This window comes from Microbulbifer sp. ABF4_107 (genome assembly GCF_056312215.1).
Genome location: NZ_CM149983.1, coordinates 293,036 through 309,922 on the forward strand (window position 1 = coordinate 293,036; position 16,887 = coordinate 309,922).

The window sequence follows — 16,887 nt, forward strand, 5'->3', positions numbered from 1 at the left end:
TTTCGATGCAGCATACGGGCTACAAACCGGATACGGTGGCGGTTATCGGAGCCGGTAACGCACTGGATAGCGCCCTGCAGAAAGGTCTGCAGAAGGTGGGGTTTCGGGTGCAGCTGCTGGGGGCGGAACAGTTTGCTTCGGGCGGTCTTACCGCCGGCGCCAAGCCGATTGTGCTGAATGCCGCCAGCTGTGCTGGCGGTGCCCGCATGGGCGAAGCCAAGGCGGTGTGTGAAGCTCTGTTGGATCAGCCCTGTCATGCGGTGCTGCATCTTTCTTCCTACGGTGTTTTTGGTCGCGTTCGCGGCAAAAAAATTGATGAGGAGTCTGAGCCCGGCCCTCTGTCCGAGCGCGGTAAAGACTGGCTCGCTTGCGAGCAGATCCTGTCCGGCGTGGATAATGCCAGTGTGCTGCGCCTTGGCTGGCAGGTGGATCGCAGTGAGGATGCGCTGCTCGGACGGATACTGCGCAGTCTGCTGGATGGGCGCGCGGTATCACTAGACGATGTGAGTCGCGGTAACCCGGTGACTGTGTCGGATCTGGTGCGGGTTGCCGTCGCGGTTACCCAGCAGCTGGCCAGCGGCGCCCCTAAATCCGGTTTGTATCACTACGGCTCCGCCGATACCTGCACCGCCATGGATTTCGGCCGTGAGGTGGTGGACCGGGTGCGCTCCCTGTACGGGGAGGACTTTGCCGCGGAACTGGTTACTCTGGAGCCAGATGAGGAAGACCGCTCGTCGGTACTTTCCTGCGAGCGACTGCGCGATGTGTTCGGCATCCAGCAGCGCAGCTGGCGCCAGGGGCTGACCCGTCAGGTGGAGTTGTGGCTCGAGCGGTTGCAGAAGAGCGCGATCTGACCGGACTGATTGCTGAGTTTCAACACGAAAAAGGGCGAATCCCACGGGATTCGCCCTTTTTCGTTCTGCTTGCCGGACAGTGCCCGGCAGCGCAATCAGATCTTGTCGAAGATCAGGCTGGCGTTGGTGCCGCCAAAGCCGAAAGAGTTCGACAGCGCGCGATCGACTTTGGTCTCCCGCAGCTCGGTCACCAGATCCAGGCCTTCCGCCGCTTCATCCACAGTCTCCACATTGGCGGAGGCGGCGATAAAGTCGTTCTGCATCATCAGCAGGGAGTAGATGGCTTCCTGTACGCCAGCGGCGCCCAGGGAGTGGCCGGTCAGGGACTTGGTGGAGGCAAATGCCGGTACCTTGTCACCGAATACTTCCTTCATCGCGCGCAACTCGGCCACGTCGCCCACCGGGGTGGAAGTGCCGTGGGTGTTGATGTAGTCCACATCGCCTTCCAGGCCCTTGCCGTCCATACCCGCCAGTGCCTGCTGCATGCAGCGCGCCGCGCCCTCACCGCTCGGTGCGACCATGTCGTAACCGTCAGAAGTGGCGCCGTAGCCCACCAGCTCAGCGATGATGTTGGCACCGCGGGCCTTGGCGTGTTCGTACTCTTCCAGCACCACACAGCCGCCGCCGCCGGCGATGACAAAGCCGTCGCGATTGGCGTCGTAGGGGCGGGATGCGGTAGTGGGGGCATCGTTGTACTTGGAGGACAGGGCGCCCATGGCATCGAACAGATGGGTCAGGCTCCAGGCCAGCTCCTCACCGCCACCGGCAAAGACCACGTCCTGCTTGCCCATCTGGATCAGCTCCGCACCGTTGCCGATACAGTGTGCGGAGGTAGCACAGGCGGAGGAGATGGAGTAGTTGACGCCTTTGATCTTGAAGGGGGTGGCCAGACACGCGGACACGGTACTGCCCATCACCTGAGGTACCCGGTAGGCACCTACGCGGCGCACACCCTTGGTTTTCAGGATGTTGGCGGATTCGATAATGGCAGCGGTGGAAGTACCACCGGAGCCCATCACTAGACCGGTGCGCGGATTGGAAACGTCGGATTCTTCCAGACCGGACATTGCGATGGCTTCCGCCATGGAAATGTACGCATAGGCGGCGGAATCGCCCATAAACCGCAGGTGCTTGCGGTCGATATGCTCTTTGAAGTCGATATCGACCACACCGGCGATCTGGCTGCGCAGACCCAGCTCGGCGTACTCATCCATGGTGCGGATGCCGCTGCGGCCGGCTTTCAGGGAGGCCAGCACTTCTGTCGTGTTGTTACCGATGCAGGAAGTGATGCCCATTCCGGTAATGACTACCCGGCGCATAGTGATCTCCAGTAAAACTTGTTGTGTAAATTGTTATTGTTTTATGTGACAGGCGGTCGTTTGACCGCCGATCGGATCAGAAGTTGTCGGTGCGGGTGAACAGGCCCACACGCAGGTCTTTGGCGGTGTAAATCTCACGGCCATCGACGGAAACGGAGCCGTTGCCGATACCCATCACCAGCTTGCGTTCAACCAGGCGGCTCATCTGGATATGGTAAGTCACTTTTTTGTTGGTCGGCAGGATCTGGCCGGTGAACTTCACCTCGCCACAGCCCAGGGCGCGTCCGCGGCCGGGGTTGCCTTTCCAGGCCAAAAAGTAACCGAGCAGCTGCCACATGGCATCGAGGCCGAGGCAGCCGGGCATGACCGGGTCGCCGGGGAAGTGGCAGTCAAAGAACCACAGGTCCGGCGTGATATCCAGTTCGGCGATCAGCTCCCCTTTGCCGAATTCACCGCCGTCTTTGGCAATGTGCGTAATGCGATCCAGCATCAGCATGTTGGGAGCTGGCAGCTGGGCGTTGCCCGGGCCGAACATTTCGCCCCGGCCACAGGCCAGGAGTTCTTCACGGGTGTAGCTGCTTTTTTGAACGAAATTACTCATTGGGTCCCCGATTCTGGGTATTTCTTACACGAGCCGGCATTCTAAGCGCTAAGGCGTCCTTGTCCAGTCGGTCATAACCCTTTTTGTGACCGGAACTGTCCCAATTAGCCCTTGACCAGCCATCTGTGGCTTGAAACTCCGGACATCTTGCCAGATTGCCCGGCCACGCTGCCGGATGCGAGCTGGCGGGATATTGCACCTGAATGTTGCAACAGAATTGTGATAACTTTCGGCGTTTCGGGAAATGGCCAGATGCTGCCACAGGTTCCCAGGCACGAATATTAATGAAGGGAGTGTCATGCTCAAAAAATGTCTTTTCCCGGTTGCCGGCTACGGTACCCGCTTTTTACCCGCCACCAAGGCCATGCCCAAGGAAATGTTGCCTCTGGTCAACAAGCCCCTGGTGCAATACGGAGTAGAGGAAGCCATTGAGGCGGGGTTGACCGAAATCGGCTTTGTGACCGGTCGCGGCAAGCGCGCCATCGAAGACCATTTCGATACCAACTTTGAGCTGGAACACCAGATTGCCGGAACCGGTAAAGAGCGCTATCTGGATTGTGTGCGCCAGGTGATCGACAGCGCCAGCTTCTCCTACACCCGCCAGGGCGAAATGCGCGGCCTCGGGGACGCCATCCTGCAGGGGCAGCGGCTGATTGGCGATGAGCCCTTCGGCGTGGTGCTGGCAGATGACCTGTGCCTGAATGAGGAGCTCGGTGTACTGGGCCAGATGGTGCAGCTGTACAAGCAGTTCCGTTGCAGTATCGTAGCGGTCGAGGAAGTGCCCAAGGAGCATATCCACAAGTTCGGTGTGATTGCCGGCAACGAAATCAAGCCCGGCCTCTACCAGGTCACCGACATGGTGGAAAAACCCAAGGCCGAAGATGCGCCGAGCAATATGGCGATTATTGGCCGCTATGTGCTGACCCCGGATATCTTCGATCTGATTCGTGAAACGCCGCCGGGCAAAAACGGCGAGGTGCAGATCACCGATGCGCTGCTGACGCAGGCCAAACGTGGTTGCGTTCTTGCATACCGTTTTAAAGGCCGCCGTTTTGACTGCGGCTCGGTGGATGGCTTTATCGAAGCCACCAACCATGTATACCAAAATATTTATCTGCCAGGGGAGAGTGGCTGAATGTCTGAGTTAACCTGTTTTAAAGCCTATGACCTGCGCGGCCGCGTGCCGGATGAGCTGAACACGGATGTCGCTTATCGAGTAGGTCGCGCCTTCGCGCAATTCCTCGGCGCCCGCCGCGTGGTGGTTGGTCACGATATCCGTCTGACCAGTAGCGAACTGACCGATGCCCTGGCCAATGGCCTGCGCGATGCCGGCGCCGACGTTTACCACATCGGTGAATGCGGTACCGAAGAGATTTATTTTTCTACCTTCCATGGCGACTTTGATGGCGGCATCTGCGTGACCGCCAGCCACAACCCCATGGACTACAACGGCATGAAGTTCGTGCGCGCCGGCTCCCGCCCGATCAGTGGTGATACCGGCCTGCTGGATATCAAAAAGCTCGCCGAAGAGAACAACTTTGGCGAGGTGGAAAAGCGCGGAGAAATGCACACCTTTGCGCACCGCGACGATTTCGTAAAACACCTGCTGGGTTACGTGAACGTTTCCGAACTGAAGCCGCTGAAACTGGTGGTCAACGCCGGCAACGGCGGTGCCGGTAGCGTGGTCGATGCACTGGCTCCACACCTGCCGTTTGAGTTTGTGCGGGTACACCACGAGCCCGATGGCAATTTCCCCAACGGTATCCCCAACCCGATCCTGCCGGAAAACCGCGAGTCCACTGCGGCCGCGGTGCGTGAAAGCGGTGCGGATTTCGGTATCGCCTGGGACGGCGACTTCGACCGTTGTTTCTTCTTTGATGAAAGCGGCAACTTTATCGAGGGTTACTACGTTGTTGGCCTGCTCGCTGAGGCCTTCCTGAGCAAGCACCCGGGTGCGAACGTGGTACACGATCCGCGTCTGACCTGGAATACCGAAGACATCGTAAAGGCGGCCGGCGGCGAGCCGGTGCAGAGTAAAACTGGTCACGCGTTTATTAAGGAGCGCATGCGCAAGGAAGACGCTATTTACGGCGGCGAGATGAGCGCACACCACTATTTTCGCGACTTTGCCTACTGCGACAGCGGTATGATCCCGTGGTTGCTGGTGGCCGAACTGGTAAGCCGCAGCGGCAAGTCCCTGTCCCAGCTGGTGGGTGAGCGCATGGCTGCTTTCCCTTGCAGTGGCGAGATCAATTCCAAAGTGGAAGATCCCAAAGCGCTGCTGAAAGCGGCGGAAGAAAAATACGCGGGCGGCGCCAATAGCGTCGAACACGTGGACGGCCTGAGCGTTGCATTCGACGATTGGCGATTCAACCTGCGTATGTCCAACACTGAGCCGGTTGTGCGTCTGAACGTTGAATCCCGTGGGGATGAGGCGTTGATGAAGGCCAAGACCGAGGAGTTACTCGGCCTGATTCGCGGGTAGTTATTTGCTTCGTAGAGATGTGTTTTCGGCGCTCGTCGTTGGGTTCTATCGAGCTCCGTAGTTGAGGCTAGTGGCGGCTCTGCTACCGGGTACGACTTTGCGAGACACGCCGTGAACCCATCCCTGGGGGCTCTTCCGCGAGGTCCCTCTCGCGGAAGGTCTCGCAAAGTCGTACCCGGTATCAGAGCCTTAGCGTGAAATCTTTTACTTCGTTTCGTATAGAGCAAAGGAATCGAAGCGCAACAGTTAAGTGCGAAGGCGGGGTGCCGGGGGAAAGGTTTCGAAAGCGTCGGCGACAGGGATGTATTCACAGGGGGGCGCCTAGCTCGGTTTCGAAACCTTTACCCCGGTGCCCCGCCGCCACCTCAAGAAATTAAAGCCTCTAAAACCAAGAAAGCCCCGGAATAACTCAGGGGCTTTTTGTTAAGTGGTCCGCTGAATCGAAAACTCTGCCAGCTGCCGAAGCGCAGTCTTGTATTCACCGTCCGGCAAAAACTCCAGCTTCTCCAGAGCAAGCGCGACTTCGTTCTTCGCGCGATCAAAGGTGTAATCCAGGGCGCCGCAGCTCTCGATGGCGGCAACGATCTCGGTGAGCTTCTCTGAACTCTTCTGTTCAATGGCTTCCCTTACCAGTGCCGCCTGTTCCGCAGAGCCATTGGCCATCGCGTAGATCAGCGGCAGAGTCGGTTTGCCCTCGGCCAGGTCATCGCCCACATTCTTGCCCAGCTCCTCGGAATTGCCCCGGTAATCCAGCGCATCGTCCACCAGCTGGAACGCGGAACCCAGGTGGCGGCCGTACAGTTTCAGGGATTCCCGTTCGTCGTCAGTACAGCCGGCCAGTACTGCCGCGGTCTCACAGGCGGCCTCGAACAGGGCGCCGGTCTTCTTGTGGATAACCGTCAGGTAGTTTTCTTCGCTGACCGCGGGATCGCCAGCGTTCACCAGTTGCTGCACCTCACCCTCGGCGATGGTGTTGGTGGTGTCGGATAGGATGGACATGATGTCCATATCCTTTAACGCCACCATCATCTGGAAGGCGCGAGAGTAGAGGAAGTCCCCCACCAGCACCGCCGGCGCATTGCCCCACTGGGCATTAGCGGTGATGCGGCCGCGGCGCATGTCCGAGGTGTCCACCACATCGTCGTGGAGCAGGGTCGCGGTGTGGATAAACTCGATGATCGCGGCCAGGGTGATATGGCTGCTGCCCTGGTAGCCCGCCGCGCGGCTGCACAGCAGAACTAATAGAGGCCGCAGGCGCTTGCCGCCCGCCTCGACCAGATAGTGTCCGATGCTCTCCACCAGAGGAACGTCGGAGTGCAGCTGGTCAATGATATGTTGGTTGACGGCCGCAAAATCGTCGGCGGCTACCTGGTGGAAGGGCAACATGCAGGGGTCCTTACTAGGGTACTTATCGATTACTTATCTATGCGCTGATCATTTCTCTCGGCGGCAAGACTAGCCGTTTTGGCCGCGGTCGGAAAGGCAGGTTGTTCGCTTGGGGACTGCGAGCTTGAACGAGGGCCACAAAGCCCGCCTGTCCGAAAAACGCACTATTGTATCAATCGGACGAATTGATTAGAATCTGCGCCCCGCTCGAACCGGGTGCCTTGTCTGTGGATACAGGCTATGGGTACCGGGCGAAGGGAAAAGAAGTTTTCAACATCAACGGCGCAAGCTCCCAAAATGCTGGCTGACCGGTCATTTTTAACCTGACCAGGCCGCTGCTTCGTGTCGTCCATTTTGGAGCATAGAAATATGTACGCTGTTATCGAAAGCGGTGGCAAACAACACCGTGTAGAAGAAGGCGAAGTACTGCGCCTGGAAAAAATTGAAGTCGCTACTGGCGAATCTGTCGATTTCGACAAGGTTCTGATGGTAGTGAACGGTGACACCATCAACATCGGTGCGCCGGTAGTGGAAGGTGCCAAGGTGACTGCAGAAGTGCTGAGCCACGGCCGCGGCGAAAAAGTACGGATCATCAAGTTCCGTCGTCGTAAGCATTCCATGAAGCGTCAGGGCCACCGTCAGTGGTACACCGAAGTTAAAATCACTGGCATCAAAGGCTAATCACCAGGTAATAGAAGAGGAGTAACTACTCATGGCACATAAGAAAGCTGGCGGTAGTACGCGCAACGGTCGCGATTCCGAAAGTAAACGCCTGGGCGTTAAGCGCTTTGGCGGCCAAGCGGTTTCCGCAGGCAGCATCATCGTTCGTCAACGCGGCACCAAGTTCCACGCTGGCGTAAACGTTGGTATGGGCAAAGATCACACCCTGTTCGCAACTGCCGATGGCGTTGTGAAGTTTGAGGTGAAAGGCGCCAACAACCGCAAGTTTGTTTCCATCGAAACAGCCTAAGCGGTCATAACGCCCGATCGAAAAGCCCCGCATTCGCGGGGCTTTTTTGTATTGATCAGCCGCAAATTACACTGAAGACCGGACAACCCGGTAAGTAGAGACATGAAATTTGTAGATGAGGCGCCGATTACGGTGCAGGCCGGCAACGGCGGTAAAGGGTGCTTGAGCTTCCGTCGTGAGAAGTTTGTCGCCAAAGGCGGCCCCGATGGGGGTGACGGCGGCGACGGCGGCTCCGTATATCTGGTGGCCGATGAGTCACTGAATACTCTGGTGGATTACCGCTACCAGCCCAACTATCAGGCCCAGAACGGCGAGGCCGGTCGCGGCCGCAACTGTACCGGTGCCAAGGGCGAAGAGCTGGTGCTCAAGGTGCCTGTGGGCACTACCGCCATCGACGTGGACACCGGCGAGACCCTCGGCGACCTGCTGGAACCCGGTGAGAAGCTGCTGGTGGCCCAGGGCGGCTGGCACGGCCTCGGCAACACCCGCTTCAAATCCAGTACCAACCGCGCCCCGCGCCAGACCACGCCGGGCAGCGAAGGTGAGCGCCGCAATATCAAGCTGGAGCTGAAGGTGCTGGCGGATGTGGGCATGCTCGGTTTGCCTAATGCGGGCAAGTCCACCTTTATTCGCGCGGTGTCTGCGGCCAAGCCCAAGGTTGCCAACTACCCGTTTACTACTCTGGTGCCGAATCTGGGCGTGGTGAAGGTGCAGAAATACCGCAGCTTTGTGATTGCCGATATTCCCGGTCTGATCGAGGGGGCCGCGGAAGGTGCCGGCCTCGGTATCCGCTTCCTCAAGCATTTGACCCGCTGTCGCGTGCTGCTGCACCTGGTGGATCTGGCGCCGTTCGACGGCTCCGATCCCGTGCAGAACGCCCTGGCGATCGAGCGCGAGCTGGAAGCTTTCAGTCCGACCCTGGCCGGGCGCGAGCGCTGGCTGGTGCTGAACAAGACCGACCTGGTGCCGGCGGATGAGCTGGAAGAGCGCTGCCAGTCGGTCGTCAATGCGCTGGGCTGGCAGGGTCCGGTATTCCGTGTGGCGGCGATTCGCGGCGAAGGTACCGATGTGCTGTCCGGTCAGCTGATGGACTACCTGGAAGATATCAAGGAGCAGGAGGAGCGCGATGGCGAGCTGTTCGAGGCCGAGCAGGAAGCCCAGCGCCAGATGCAGCGGGAAGCCCGCGAGCGCATCGACCACCTGCGCGAGGCCCAGCGTGCCAAGCGCAAAGCGGCGAAAGAATCTGGTGAGGATGACGAAGATTGGGACGACGATGACTACGACGTCGATGTAGAATATCGTCCCTAAGTAGTCTGCCCCTGCAGCGCAAAATCCTGTGTGAGGATTTGACCGCAGGGGCATATCCCCACACGAGGAAGAAATGGACTCCATCTCGCCGCGCCAGCAGCTTGCCGCCAGCAAGCGCTGGGTCGTAAAAATTGGCAGTGCCCTGTTGACCGACAACGGCCGCGGCGTAAACCGCGCGGCCATCCAGAACTGGGCCGGCCAGATCAGCGCCCTGCGTCGTCAGGGCATCGAAGTATTGCTGGTTTCCTCCGGGGCTGTGGCGGCGGGGATGGATCGATTGGGTTGGCGCAAGCGCCCGGAGTCCATTCATCAATTGCAGGCGGCGGCTGCCGTCGGTCAGAGCCATCTGGTGCAGGTCTACGAGCACGCCTTTGGCCAGTTCGACTGCCGCACCGCACAGATCCTGCTGGATCACGACGACCTCTCAAATCGCACCCGTTACCTGAATGCCCGCAGCACCATCAAGACACTGCTGTCTCTCGGCGCGGTGCCAATCATCAATGAAAACGACACAGTGGTGACCGACGAGATCCGCTTTGGCGACAACGACACCCTGGGTGCGCTGGTGGCCAATCTGGTGGAGGCGGACGTGCTGTTAATTCTCACCGATGCCGATGGTCTGTTTACCGAAGATCCTCGCGATAACCCCGCTGCTGAGCTGGTGCGTGAGGCGACAGCGACGGATCCGCGCCTGGTGGCCATGGCGGGCGATTCCCGCAGCGGCCTGGGGCGCGGAGGGATGGCGACCAAGGTGCGCGCGGCGCAGCTGGCGGCGCGCTCCGGTGCGCGGACAGTGATTGTGGGTGGCGCCGAAGATTCGGTGATCGAGCGTGTGGCGGCGGGGGAGGATCTGGGCACGCTGCTGCTGCCGGAGGCCGATCTGCTGACAGCGCGCAAGCGCTGGCTGGCGGGGCAGTTGCAGGTGCGCGGCAAGCTGGTGCTGGATGCGGGTGCCGAGCGGGCGCTGCGCGATCAGGGTAAGAGTCTGCTGCCGGTGGGTGTTGTGGAGCTTGAAGGCCGCTTCCACCGCGGTGAGCTGGTCAGCTGTGTGAATAGTGCAGGGGAAGAGATTGCCCGCGGGCTGGTGAATTACGACAGTTCCGAGGCGGTAAAAATCTGTGGTCAACCCTCTGACCGCATCGTCGAGCTGCTCGGCTATCGCGACGACGACGAGCTGATCCACCGCGACAACCTGATTCTTCTTTAGGTTTTCTTCTGGATATTTTGGCGGTTCCGCTACCGGTTAAAGCCTTGCGAGACACGCCGTGCACCCATCCCTGGGGGCTCTGCGAAAACATCCCTGTTTTCGAAGGTCTCGCAAGGCTTTAACCGGTATCGAAACCTTCTCGTCGGCTGCTGGTAGTTTCTTTCCGGCAATAAAAAACCCCGCATTAGCGGGGTTTTTTGTGCTCAAAAAGCGGCGGCTTAGGCAGCCAGCTTCTTGATCTGGGCATTCAGGCGGCTCTTATGGCGAGCGGCCTTGTTCTTGTGAATAATGCCCTTGTCAGCCATGCGGTCGATAACCGGCACAGCAGCCTCGTAGGCAGTCTTGGCTTTTTCCGCATCACCTGCATCAATGGCCGCAACTACCTTTTTGATGTAGGTGCGCACCATGGAGCGCAGGCTGGCGTTGTGATTGCGGCGCTTTTCGTTCTGGCGCGCGCGTTTCTTCGCTTGGGGTGAGTTGGCCACCGGTTGCTCCTGTCTGGAATCTGTAAAATCTCGAACAATCGGGCCGGGGGCCCGTTTGGGACGCGACATTATCCCCAGCGTTGGTTGTTTGTCAACCGCTTGGGGTGTCAGTTTGTGACCACCTAGGCGGGGGTGGATACGCCTCGATGGTTTGCCTGATGTAAAACCCCGTCATGCCGGACTTGATCCGGCATCCAGCGTCGTGGCACTGGATTCCGGGTCAAGCCCGGAATGACGAGTTGGTGTCTGATCGTAGGGTGGATAAGCGCAGCGAATCCACCTGAATTATCCGGGGAGTATTAACGGGGCATTAAAAGCGTAAACACGACGCCGCGCCCGTCTTCCCGGTTGGCCGCCTTAAGCTCCCCCTGGTGGAAATCCGCAATCAACCGCGCGATATGTAACCCCAGCCCCAGATGCCCCGCCTTGCCGCCGTCATTGCGCACCGATACCAGTGAGTCAAACAGCTTTTGCCCGAAGCCTTCCGGTAGCAGAGGCCCATCATTGCTGACACTGAGCAGATACGCCTTGGTTGTTGCCTCCAGTGCAAACCGGATTTCGGTGTTTTCTGGGGCGAAACTCACCGCGTTGTCGGCGAGCTTGTCCAGCAGCTGTGCCAGCAGCTCCGGGGCGCCGTAATAGAGCTGGGGGCCGTCCGGGCTGTGCAGGGTAAACCGGTGTTGCGGGTGTGCGTCGGCGTAGCTCTGGGTGAGCAGCTGCAACAGGTCGTGCAGGTCAAACTCCTCACGCTCCGCCTGACTGATACTGGCCTCCAGATGATTGGCGGCAGACAGCGCGTTGAGGATGGAGGACAGGCGCGCGCCCCCTTCCGCAGCGCGCTCCGCGTAGCGCCGGCTGTCGCTATCCAGTTCACCGGCGGCGAGGTTGTCGAGGGAGGAACGCATGACCGCCAGGGGCGTGCGCAGCTCGTGGGAGAGCTTGCTGGCCAGGCTGCGCAGATACTGGTGGTAGTGATCCAGCTCATTCAGCAGGCTGGCGAAGGCCCGGTTCAGGGCGCCGAGCTCGTCGTTGAGAATCGGCCGTGGAAAGTCGCCGCGCAATCGCCCGCTGGCGTCCACGGCGGTTTGCGCCGCCTTGTGCAGTTTGCGAATGCGCCAGGACAGCCAGCTGGCGTAGCCCAGCAGCAGTAGTAAAACCAGGCCGGCAGCGCCGGCGGTGGTCAGCCACAGGCGGCGTGCGGCGGATTCGGTCAGCGATTGTAGGGCGCTGGTGGACTGGGCGGTGATGACCCGCCCCAGCAGCGGGCGCTCGATAATATTGTCTGCGCGCGTGACGACCGGCACGCTCACCGCGCCGATGCGTTCGTCGCTGGCCGCGTTTCTGTATTCGGATGGCGCGCCAAACCACTGGCTGGCGGTGTCCCGGTTCTGTGTCAGCGCATTCGGGAAATGGTGGTCCGGCAGTGGCGGCAATTGGTCGGTAGCGAGCACCTGCCGGTAGAACCAGTCTCTCAACCAGTTGCGCCCCCCGCTCGTGTTGTCCTCGGATTCGCGGGTGTGCCAGTCGCGGCCAGTGCGCGCCAGTACAAATCCTTCCTGATCCACAATCGTCAGTTGTAGTTCCGGGCGCGCAAAGTGCTCCAGTTCCTGTTGCAGCGCCGGCAGAGGCTCTACCAGCGCGCCCGGCCTGCCATCGGCGGGGAGTGTGCTGGCAATGCGCGCTGGCTGACCGCCGTCGCTGCGCTCGCGGTCCAGTATGCGCACCGCCAGTTCGCCACCGGTAAGGGCAAAGGGCATGCGCAACTCCAGCTGGTAGCCGCGCGGGGAGGCGGTCCAGCGGCCGCGGATACGCAGCTCCCGTTCGTACTGCCCGCGCCGCGGGTTGTACCACATGGCCTGCACCGGGCCCTGGCTGGCCACCGGCAGAGTGTATTGCTGGCGGGCGGTAAACAGTTCGACGGTATCGCCGTTGGATACCCCGGCAATGCGCGGGTCCCGGTAGCTGGGGGATTTATCTTTGGCGGTAAGCAGCAGGTAGATCTGGCTGCCGTGCCTGCCGAGGGTGATGCGCGCCTGTGTCTCGCCCTCCTGATCTTGCAGCACTCTGGGGCTCAGTCCGCGGGCGCGCCATTCTTCGCCATAGCCGTCCAGCACAGGTGTCTGCTCAAGTGGGTTCAGGTACAGCTGAGCGCCCGGTGGTCGCCCGGTGCGTTTGGCGTCTGGCGCAATCAGTTCCGGGGCGCTGGCGAGGCGCGCGGCAATGGCGTTGCCCGTTGCCTCTAAAGTCTGCATCTGTCCCTGGCTCAGGGCGTCGTCCACCTGACGCAGGTACTGGCAGCCGGCCCAGGGCAGGGCGAGTGTACAGAGGCTCAGTAAAACCAGTTGGCTGCGAAGCTTCATAAAAAGGCGTTACACCTGCCAGCGATAGCCCATGCCATAGGCGGTGCCAATGGCATCAAAGTGGCTGTCGATGGTCTGGAACTTGCGGCGGATGCGCTTGACGTGGGAGGTGATGGTGTTGTCGTCCAGTACCACCCGCGCGGCTTCCATCAACTGACTGCGGGATTTCACGTGGCCGGGGCGCTTGGCCAGGGCGTGCACGATCCAGAACTCGGTGACAGTGAGGTCAACCAGCTCGCCTTTCCAGTGGCAGTGCAGTCGCGAGACGTCCAGTTCCAGATCGCCCTGGGTGATGACTTCCTCATCGCCACCTTTCGACTGCATGACGCTCACCCGGCGCAACAGGGCGCTGATGCGCGCCTGCATATGGGGCAGGGAAATGTCTTTGGTGAGGTAGTCGTCGGCGCCGAGACGCAGGCCGGAGATGATATCCAGCTCCGAATCCCGTGCGGTGAGAAACAGAATCGGCAGCGTCGGCGCCATCGCACGCAGCTCCCGGCACAGCTCGAAGCCCCCTTCGATTTCCGCGCCCAGCCCCACATCGATCACCGCCAGGTCCGGCAGGCGTTGCTGAAAGGCGGCCAGGGCATCCGGGCGGGTGTGGTAGAGGTTGACCTGGTAACCGCTGCGGCGCAGGGCGTCGCGGTAATTTTCTGCGATGGCGATTTCGTCTTCGACGATGGCAATGGTGGGGCTGCTCATGGGGCTTTATTCTGATTTCCGGCGGAGAAAAACGGTTATTCGTATGGGATGCGGAAAATCATGCCCGAAGTGCGTGGAGCAGGCAAAAGTAACTGGAGGTCCGTTGCTTGATCGTCGCGGGTTCAACACAAAAAAGCGCGCAGCCAGTGGCGCTGCGCGCAAGGTTACTGCTTACAGGGTTGCACTTGAGTTGCTCGGTGAGCCGGTTACCGCTTTTGTAGAGCGGTAACCGGCGACTATTCAAGGGACCGAGAGGTCGAATGGTCGGTTCGGGGGGGGTTAGAATGAGCCGGCTACAGCCTCTGGCATTCCGAAGTGGATGTCGACACGACGCTCCATCGCGTAGGCGTCGAGATCACCTTTGCCGGCTTTGGACTGGCTGGCGCCAAGGGCGCGGCGTTCGATGCGCTCGGGAGCGACGCCATAGGCTTCCAGGGTGCGCTGGACGCTCAGGGCGCGCTGGTCTGAAAGTACATTGTTGTAGCCGTCGCTGCCGCGCGGGTCGGAATGACCTTCCAGGTATACCTGCAGCTGCGGGTTGCGATTGAGGAAGTCTGCCATGGCGGCCACCTGCTGCTCCTGCGCCTCCTGCAGCTCGTCGTCACCGGTAGTGAACAGCATCTGGAATTCCAGGCTCTCCAGTGCCAGCTCCCGGGCGTCGTTGGCGGACAGTCGCGCCGCATCCAGCTGTTGTGCGAGGTTACCCAGTTCGGTACGGCTATCTGTGAGTTGAGTTGCGAGCATGTCTGCCTCTTCTGCTTGCTTGATCTGTTCGCCCAGCCAGGCTCCACCGAGGGCGCCGGCAATGAAGCCGATCGGGCCACCCACGGCGGCGCCCGCAACTGCGGCGCCGGTAAATACTGTGGCCTGCTTGGCCGGAGTCAGGGCAGAGCCCTGTAATTCTTTCTCGGTGTCAGTAGCGGCCTCGGCGGAAGCAATAGCATTCAGGGTCAGAGTGCTTACGGTTACTGCCATCAACAACTTTTTCATGATCGTGTTCCTTGCGATTGGATAGAAATGACTGCTCTTTGTTTCCGACCGGGTGTGTATCCCGCTTCGGTTGAGTGTCATTTAAATCCCGCAAGGAGGCACTGACGTGGCGCCTCTGGGGCAAATTCCGCAGCAATTATGGCGAAATGTGGCAATGCCCCCCGTGACTCAGTTCAGCGTCTGGATTTGAGGGCTGTCTCAGTCTCCGCGTCGCCGGTAGCGCCGATCCCGTGGCTGGTCGATGCGCACCCGTACCCGCTGGGGGCGAGGGCCCATGGCGACTGCGGCGTACAGTAGTACCGCCAGGATCAGTGCGATAATTAACGCGTTGATGGTCATTCCGTCTCTCCTTTGTTGCTACCGCTCCCTGTAGCGCGCCAACTGCTTAACCTGAGTATAGTTCCCCCTCGCGCCAAACGTAGGGCGCCTTTTGGAATGAAAGAGGGGTTACCGTCTCAGACCAGATGGCCGAGAAAGTGGATTGCGGTAGACTTGCCGGCCATTATGTAGCGATCACAAATCAGGAATCAGGGAAGTGGCAGGAACTTCGCCAAACCAGACGCCTAATCCGCAGCCGGAATCTTCCGAGCAGGCACCGCAGGCTCCAAAAGATAGTCCGCAACGGGGATTGTTGCGCGGAACCTCGGTAGTGGGTGGTGCCACTTTATTGTCGCGGGTAATGGGGCTGGCGCGAGATATCGTCTTTGCACGACTCACCGGTGCCAGTGATGCCGCGGACGCATTTTTCGTGGCGTTTAAAATCCCCAATTTCTTCCGCCGATTATTTGCCGAGGGTGCCTTCTCGCAGGCCTTCGTTCCTGTGCTGGCGGAATATCGTACAAAGGGTGGCATTGCCGCGGTGCGCGAACTGAATGACCGGGTGGCCGGTGCCCTCGGTGGTACCCTGTTGCTGGTGACTCTGTTCGGCGTGCTGTGTGCGCCACTGGTGGCCGGGCTCTTTGCCTTTGGCTGGTGGTGGGGCGGCAGCGAGCCGGCAAAGTTTGCCCTGGCCACCGAGATGCTGCGCATCACCTTCCCCTACCTAATGCTGATTTCGCTGACCGGCTTTGCCGGCGCCATGTTGAACAGTTTCGACCGCTTCGCGATTCCCGCATTGACCCCAATACTGCTGAATCTGGTGTTGATTGGTGCGGCCACCATCGCTGCGGGCTGGTTTGAGCCCGAGGTGATGGCGCTCGCTTGGGGGGTGCTGGTTGCCGGGGTGGTGCAACTGCTGTTTCAGATTCCGTTCCTGATGCAGCAGGGGTTACTGCCGCGGCCCAAGTGGGACTGGCAGTTTCCGGGGGTGCGCAAAATCTTGCGCTTGATGGCGCCTGCGATCTTCGGTGTGTCCGTGACTCAGATCAGTCTGGTGCTGGATACGGTGCTGGCTTCCTTCCTGCCCACCGGCTCCGTAACCTGGCTCTATTTCTCCGATCGCCTGGTCGAGTTGCCCCTGGGGGTGTTCGGGGTGGCGGTCGCCACTGTGATATTGCCCAACCTGTCCCGCCAGCACGCCGGCGGCGACCCGAAAAAATTCCGCCACACCATCGACTGGGCCCTGCGCAGCGTCACTCTGATTGCCTTGCCCGCAGCTGTCGCTCTGTTTGTGCTGGCGGAGCCGCTACTCACAGTGTTGTTCCAGCACGGCAATATGACTCCGTGGGATATGGATATGGCTGCCTGGTCACTGCGCGCCTATACCTTCGGCTTGCTGTTTTTCATGCTGATCAAGGTGCTCGCACCGGGCTATTTCGCCCGCCAGGACACGGTAACTCCGGTGAAATTTGGTCTGATCGCCATTGCCTCAAAAATGGTGCTGAGCCTGTTGTTCGTGATCCCTCTGCATATTTACTTCAAGCTCGGCCATATGGGCCTTGCCGCGGCCACTGCCGGCCAGGCTGCCATCAATGCCTTCCTGCTCTATCGCGGTCTCCGCCAGGGTGGTGTGTATACGCCGGAAGCCGGTTGGCGCGGGTTTCTGGTTCGCCTGTTGCTGGCCAATCTGGCCATGGCTGGTGTGTTGCTGGGCATTTTGCATTACTGGCCGGATTGGCATCTTTGGGTCTGGTGGGAGCGTGCCTGGCGCATGGGCGTGGTGGTGGCCGCTGGCGGCGCCACCTACGGGTTGATCTTGCTGGCCAGTGGCCTGCGACCGCGGCATTTCCGGGCGACGTCGTGAGTGCGGGCGGTGCCCAGATGCCATGGAAATCCGGTATA

The 16,887-nt window shown here is 60.1% G+C and carries 16 protein-coding genes; 8 read left to right on the forward strand and 8 right to left on the reverse strand.

Annotation, left to right across the window (positions count from 1 at the left end):
- Positions 1–5 precede the first annotated feature (5 nt).
- Positions 6–854, forward strand: a complete 849-nt coding sequence (locus tag ACYX4K_RS01060) for a sugar nucleotide-binding protein (RefSeq protein WP_475090629.1) — start codon at positions 6–8, stop codon at positions 852–854.
- A 95-nt stretch (positions 855–949) separates the two neighbouring features.
- On the opposite strand, the gene fabB is transcribed toward ACYX4K_RS01060, so the two are convergent.
- Both fabB and fabA read right to left on the reverse strand, forming a co-directional pair.
- Complete coding sequence (gene fabB, locus ACYX4K_RS01065) at positions 950–2,173, reverse strand: beta-ketoacyl-ACP synthase I (protein ID WP_475090628.1); 1,224 nt, start codon at positions 2,171–2,173, stop codon at positions 950–952.
- A 76-nt stretch (positions 2,174–2,249) separates the two neighbouring features.
- Positions 2,250–2,774, reverse strand: coding sequence for a 3-hydroxyacyl-[acyl-carrier-protein] dehydratase FabA (fabA, locus tag ACYX4K_RS01070; RefSeq protein WP_105103213.1), 525 nt, complete (start codon positions 2,772–2,774; stop codon positions 2,250–2,252).
- 298 nt (positions 2,775–3,072) lie between these two features.
- Between fabA and galU the strand changes: the two genes are divergently transcribed.
- Positions 3,073–3,909: a UTP--glucose-1-phosphate uridylyltransferase GalU gene (gene galU, locus ACYX4K_RS01075; protein ID WP_475090626.1), complete on the forward strand. Its 837-nt coding sequence runs from the start codon at positions 3,073–3,075 to the stop codon at positions 3,907–3,909.
- Complete coding sequence (locus tag ACYX4K_RS01080) at positions 3,910–5,259, forward strand: phosphohexomutase domain-containing protein (RefSeq protein ID WP_475090624.1); 1,350 nt, start codon at positions 3,910–3,912, stop codon at positions 5,257–5,259.
- 423 nt (positions 5,260–5,682) lie between these two features.
- Here ACYX4K_RS01080 and ispB read toward each other — a convergent pair whose 3' ends face one another.
- Positions 5,683–6,645, reverse strand: coding sequence for an octaprenyl diphosphate synthase (ispB, locus tag ACYX4K_RS01085; protein WP_475090622.1), 963 nt, complete (start codon positions 6,643–6,645; stop codon positions 5,683–5,685).
- Between the two features lie 369 nt (positions 6,646–7,014).
- On the opposite strand from ispB, the gene rplU reads away from it, so the two are divergent.
- The 4 genes from rplU (at position 7,015) to proB (ending at position 10,130) form a co-directional block, all read left to right on the forward strand.
- Positions 7,015–7,326, forward strand: coding sequence for a 50S ribosomal protein L21 (rplU, locus tag ACYX4K_RS01090; RefSeq protein WP_010132159.1), 312 nt, complete (start codon positions 7,015–7,017; stop codon positions 7,324–7,326).
- Between the two features lie 31 nt (positions 7,327–7,357).
- A complete protein-coding gene (gene rpmA, locus ACYX4K_RS01095; protein WP_010132157.1) occupies positions 7,358–7,615 on the forward strand; it encodes a 50S ribosomal protein L27 in 258 nt (85 codons plus the stop codon).
- A gap of 102 nt (positions 7,616–7,717) precedes the next feature.
- Positions 7,718–8,923, forward strand: a complete 1,206-nt coding sequence (gene cgtA / locus ACYX4K_RS01100) for an Obg family GTPase CgtA (protein ID WP_475090621.1) — start codon at positions 7,718–7,720, stop codon at positions 8,921–8,923.
- Positions 8,924–8,996: 73 nt separating this feature from the next.
- Complete coding sequence (gene proB, locus ACYX4K_RS01105; RefSeq protein ID WP_475090619.1) at positions 8,997–10,130, forward strand: glutamate 5-kinase; 1,134 nt, start codon at positions 8,997–8,999, stop codon at positions 10,128–10,130.
- Between the two features lie 218 nt (positions 10,131–10,348).
- Here proB and rpsT read toward each other — a convergent pair whose 3' ends face one another.
- The 5 genes from rpsT to ACYX4K_RS01130 form a co-directional block, all read right to left on the reverse strand.
- Positions 10,349–10,615, reverse strand: coding sequence for a 30S ribosomal protein S20 (gene rpsT / locus ACYX4K_RS01110; RefSeq protein WP_043320846.1), 267 nt, complete (start codon positions 10,613–10,615; stop codon positions 10,349–10,351).
- 299 nt (positions 10,616–10,914) lie between these two features.
- Entirely contained in the window at positions 10,915–12,975 is a 2,061-nt protein-coding gene (locus tag ACYX4K_RS01115) for an ATP-binding protein (RefSeq protein WP_475090617.1), read from the reverse strand.
- A gap of 9 nt (positions 12,976–12,984) precedes the next feature.
- Positions 12,985–13,677, reverse strand: a complete 693-nt coding sequence (gene pdsR / locus ACYX4K_RS01120) for a proteobacterial dedicated sortase system response regulator (RefSeq protein WP_475090616.1) — start codon at positions 13,675–13,677, stop codon at positions 12,985–12,987.
- Positions 13,678–13,956: 279 nt separating this feature from the next.
- Positions 13,957–14,667 (reverse strand): OmpA family protein, encoded by a 711-nt coding sequence (locus ACYX4K_RS01125; RefSeq protein WP_475090615.1) that lies wholly within the window; start codon positions 14,665–14,667, stop codon positions 13,957–13,959.
- A 198-nt stretch (positions 14,668–14,865) separates the two neighbouring features.
- Positions 14,866–15,006: a hypothetical protein gene (locus ACYX4K_RS01130; protein WP_475090614.1), complete on the reverse strand. Its 141-nt coding sequence runs from the start codon at positions 15,004–15,006 to the stop codon at positions 14,866–14,868.
- 196 nt (positions 15,007–15,202) lie between these two features.
- Here ACYX4K_RS01130 and murJ point away from each other — a divergent pair, with 196 nt between their 5' ends.
- A complete protein-coding gene (gene murJ / locus ACYX4K_RS01135; RefSeq protein ID WP_476178746.1) occupies positions 15,203–16,849 on the forward strand; it encodes a murein biosynthesis integral membrane protein MurJ in 1,647 nt (548 codons plus the stop codon).
- Positions 16,850–16,887 lie beyond the last annotated feature (38 nt).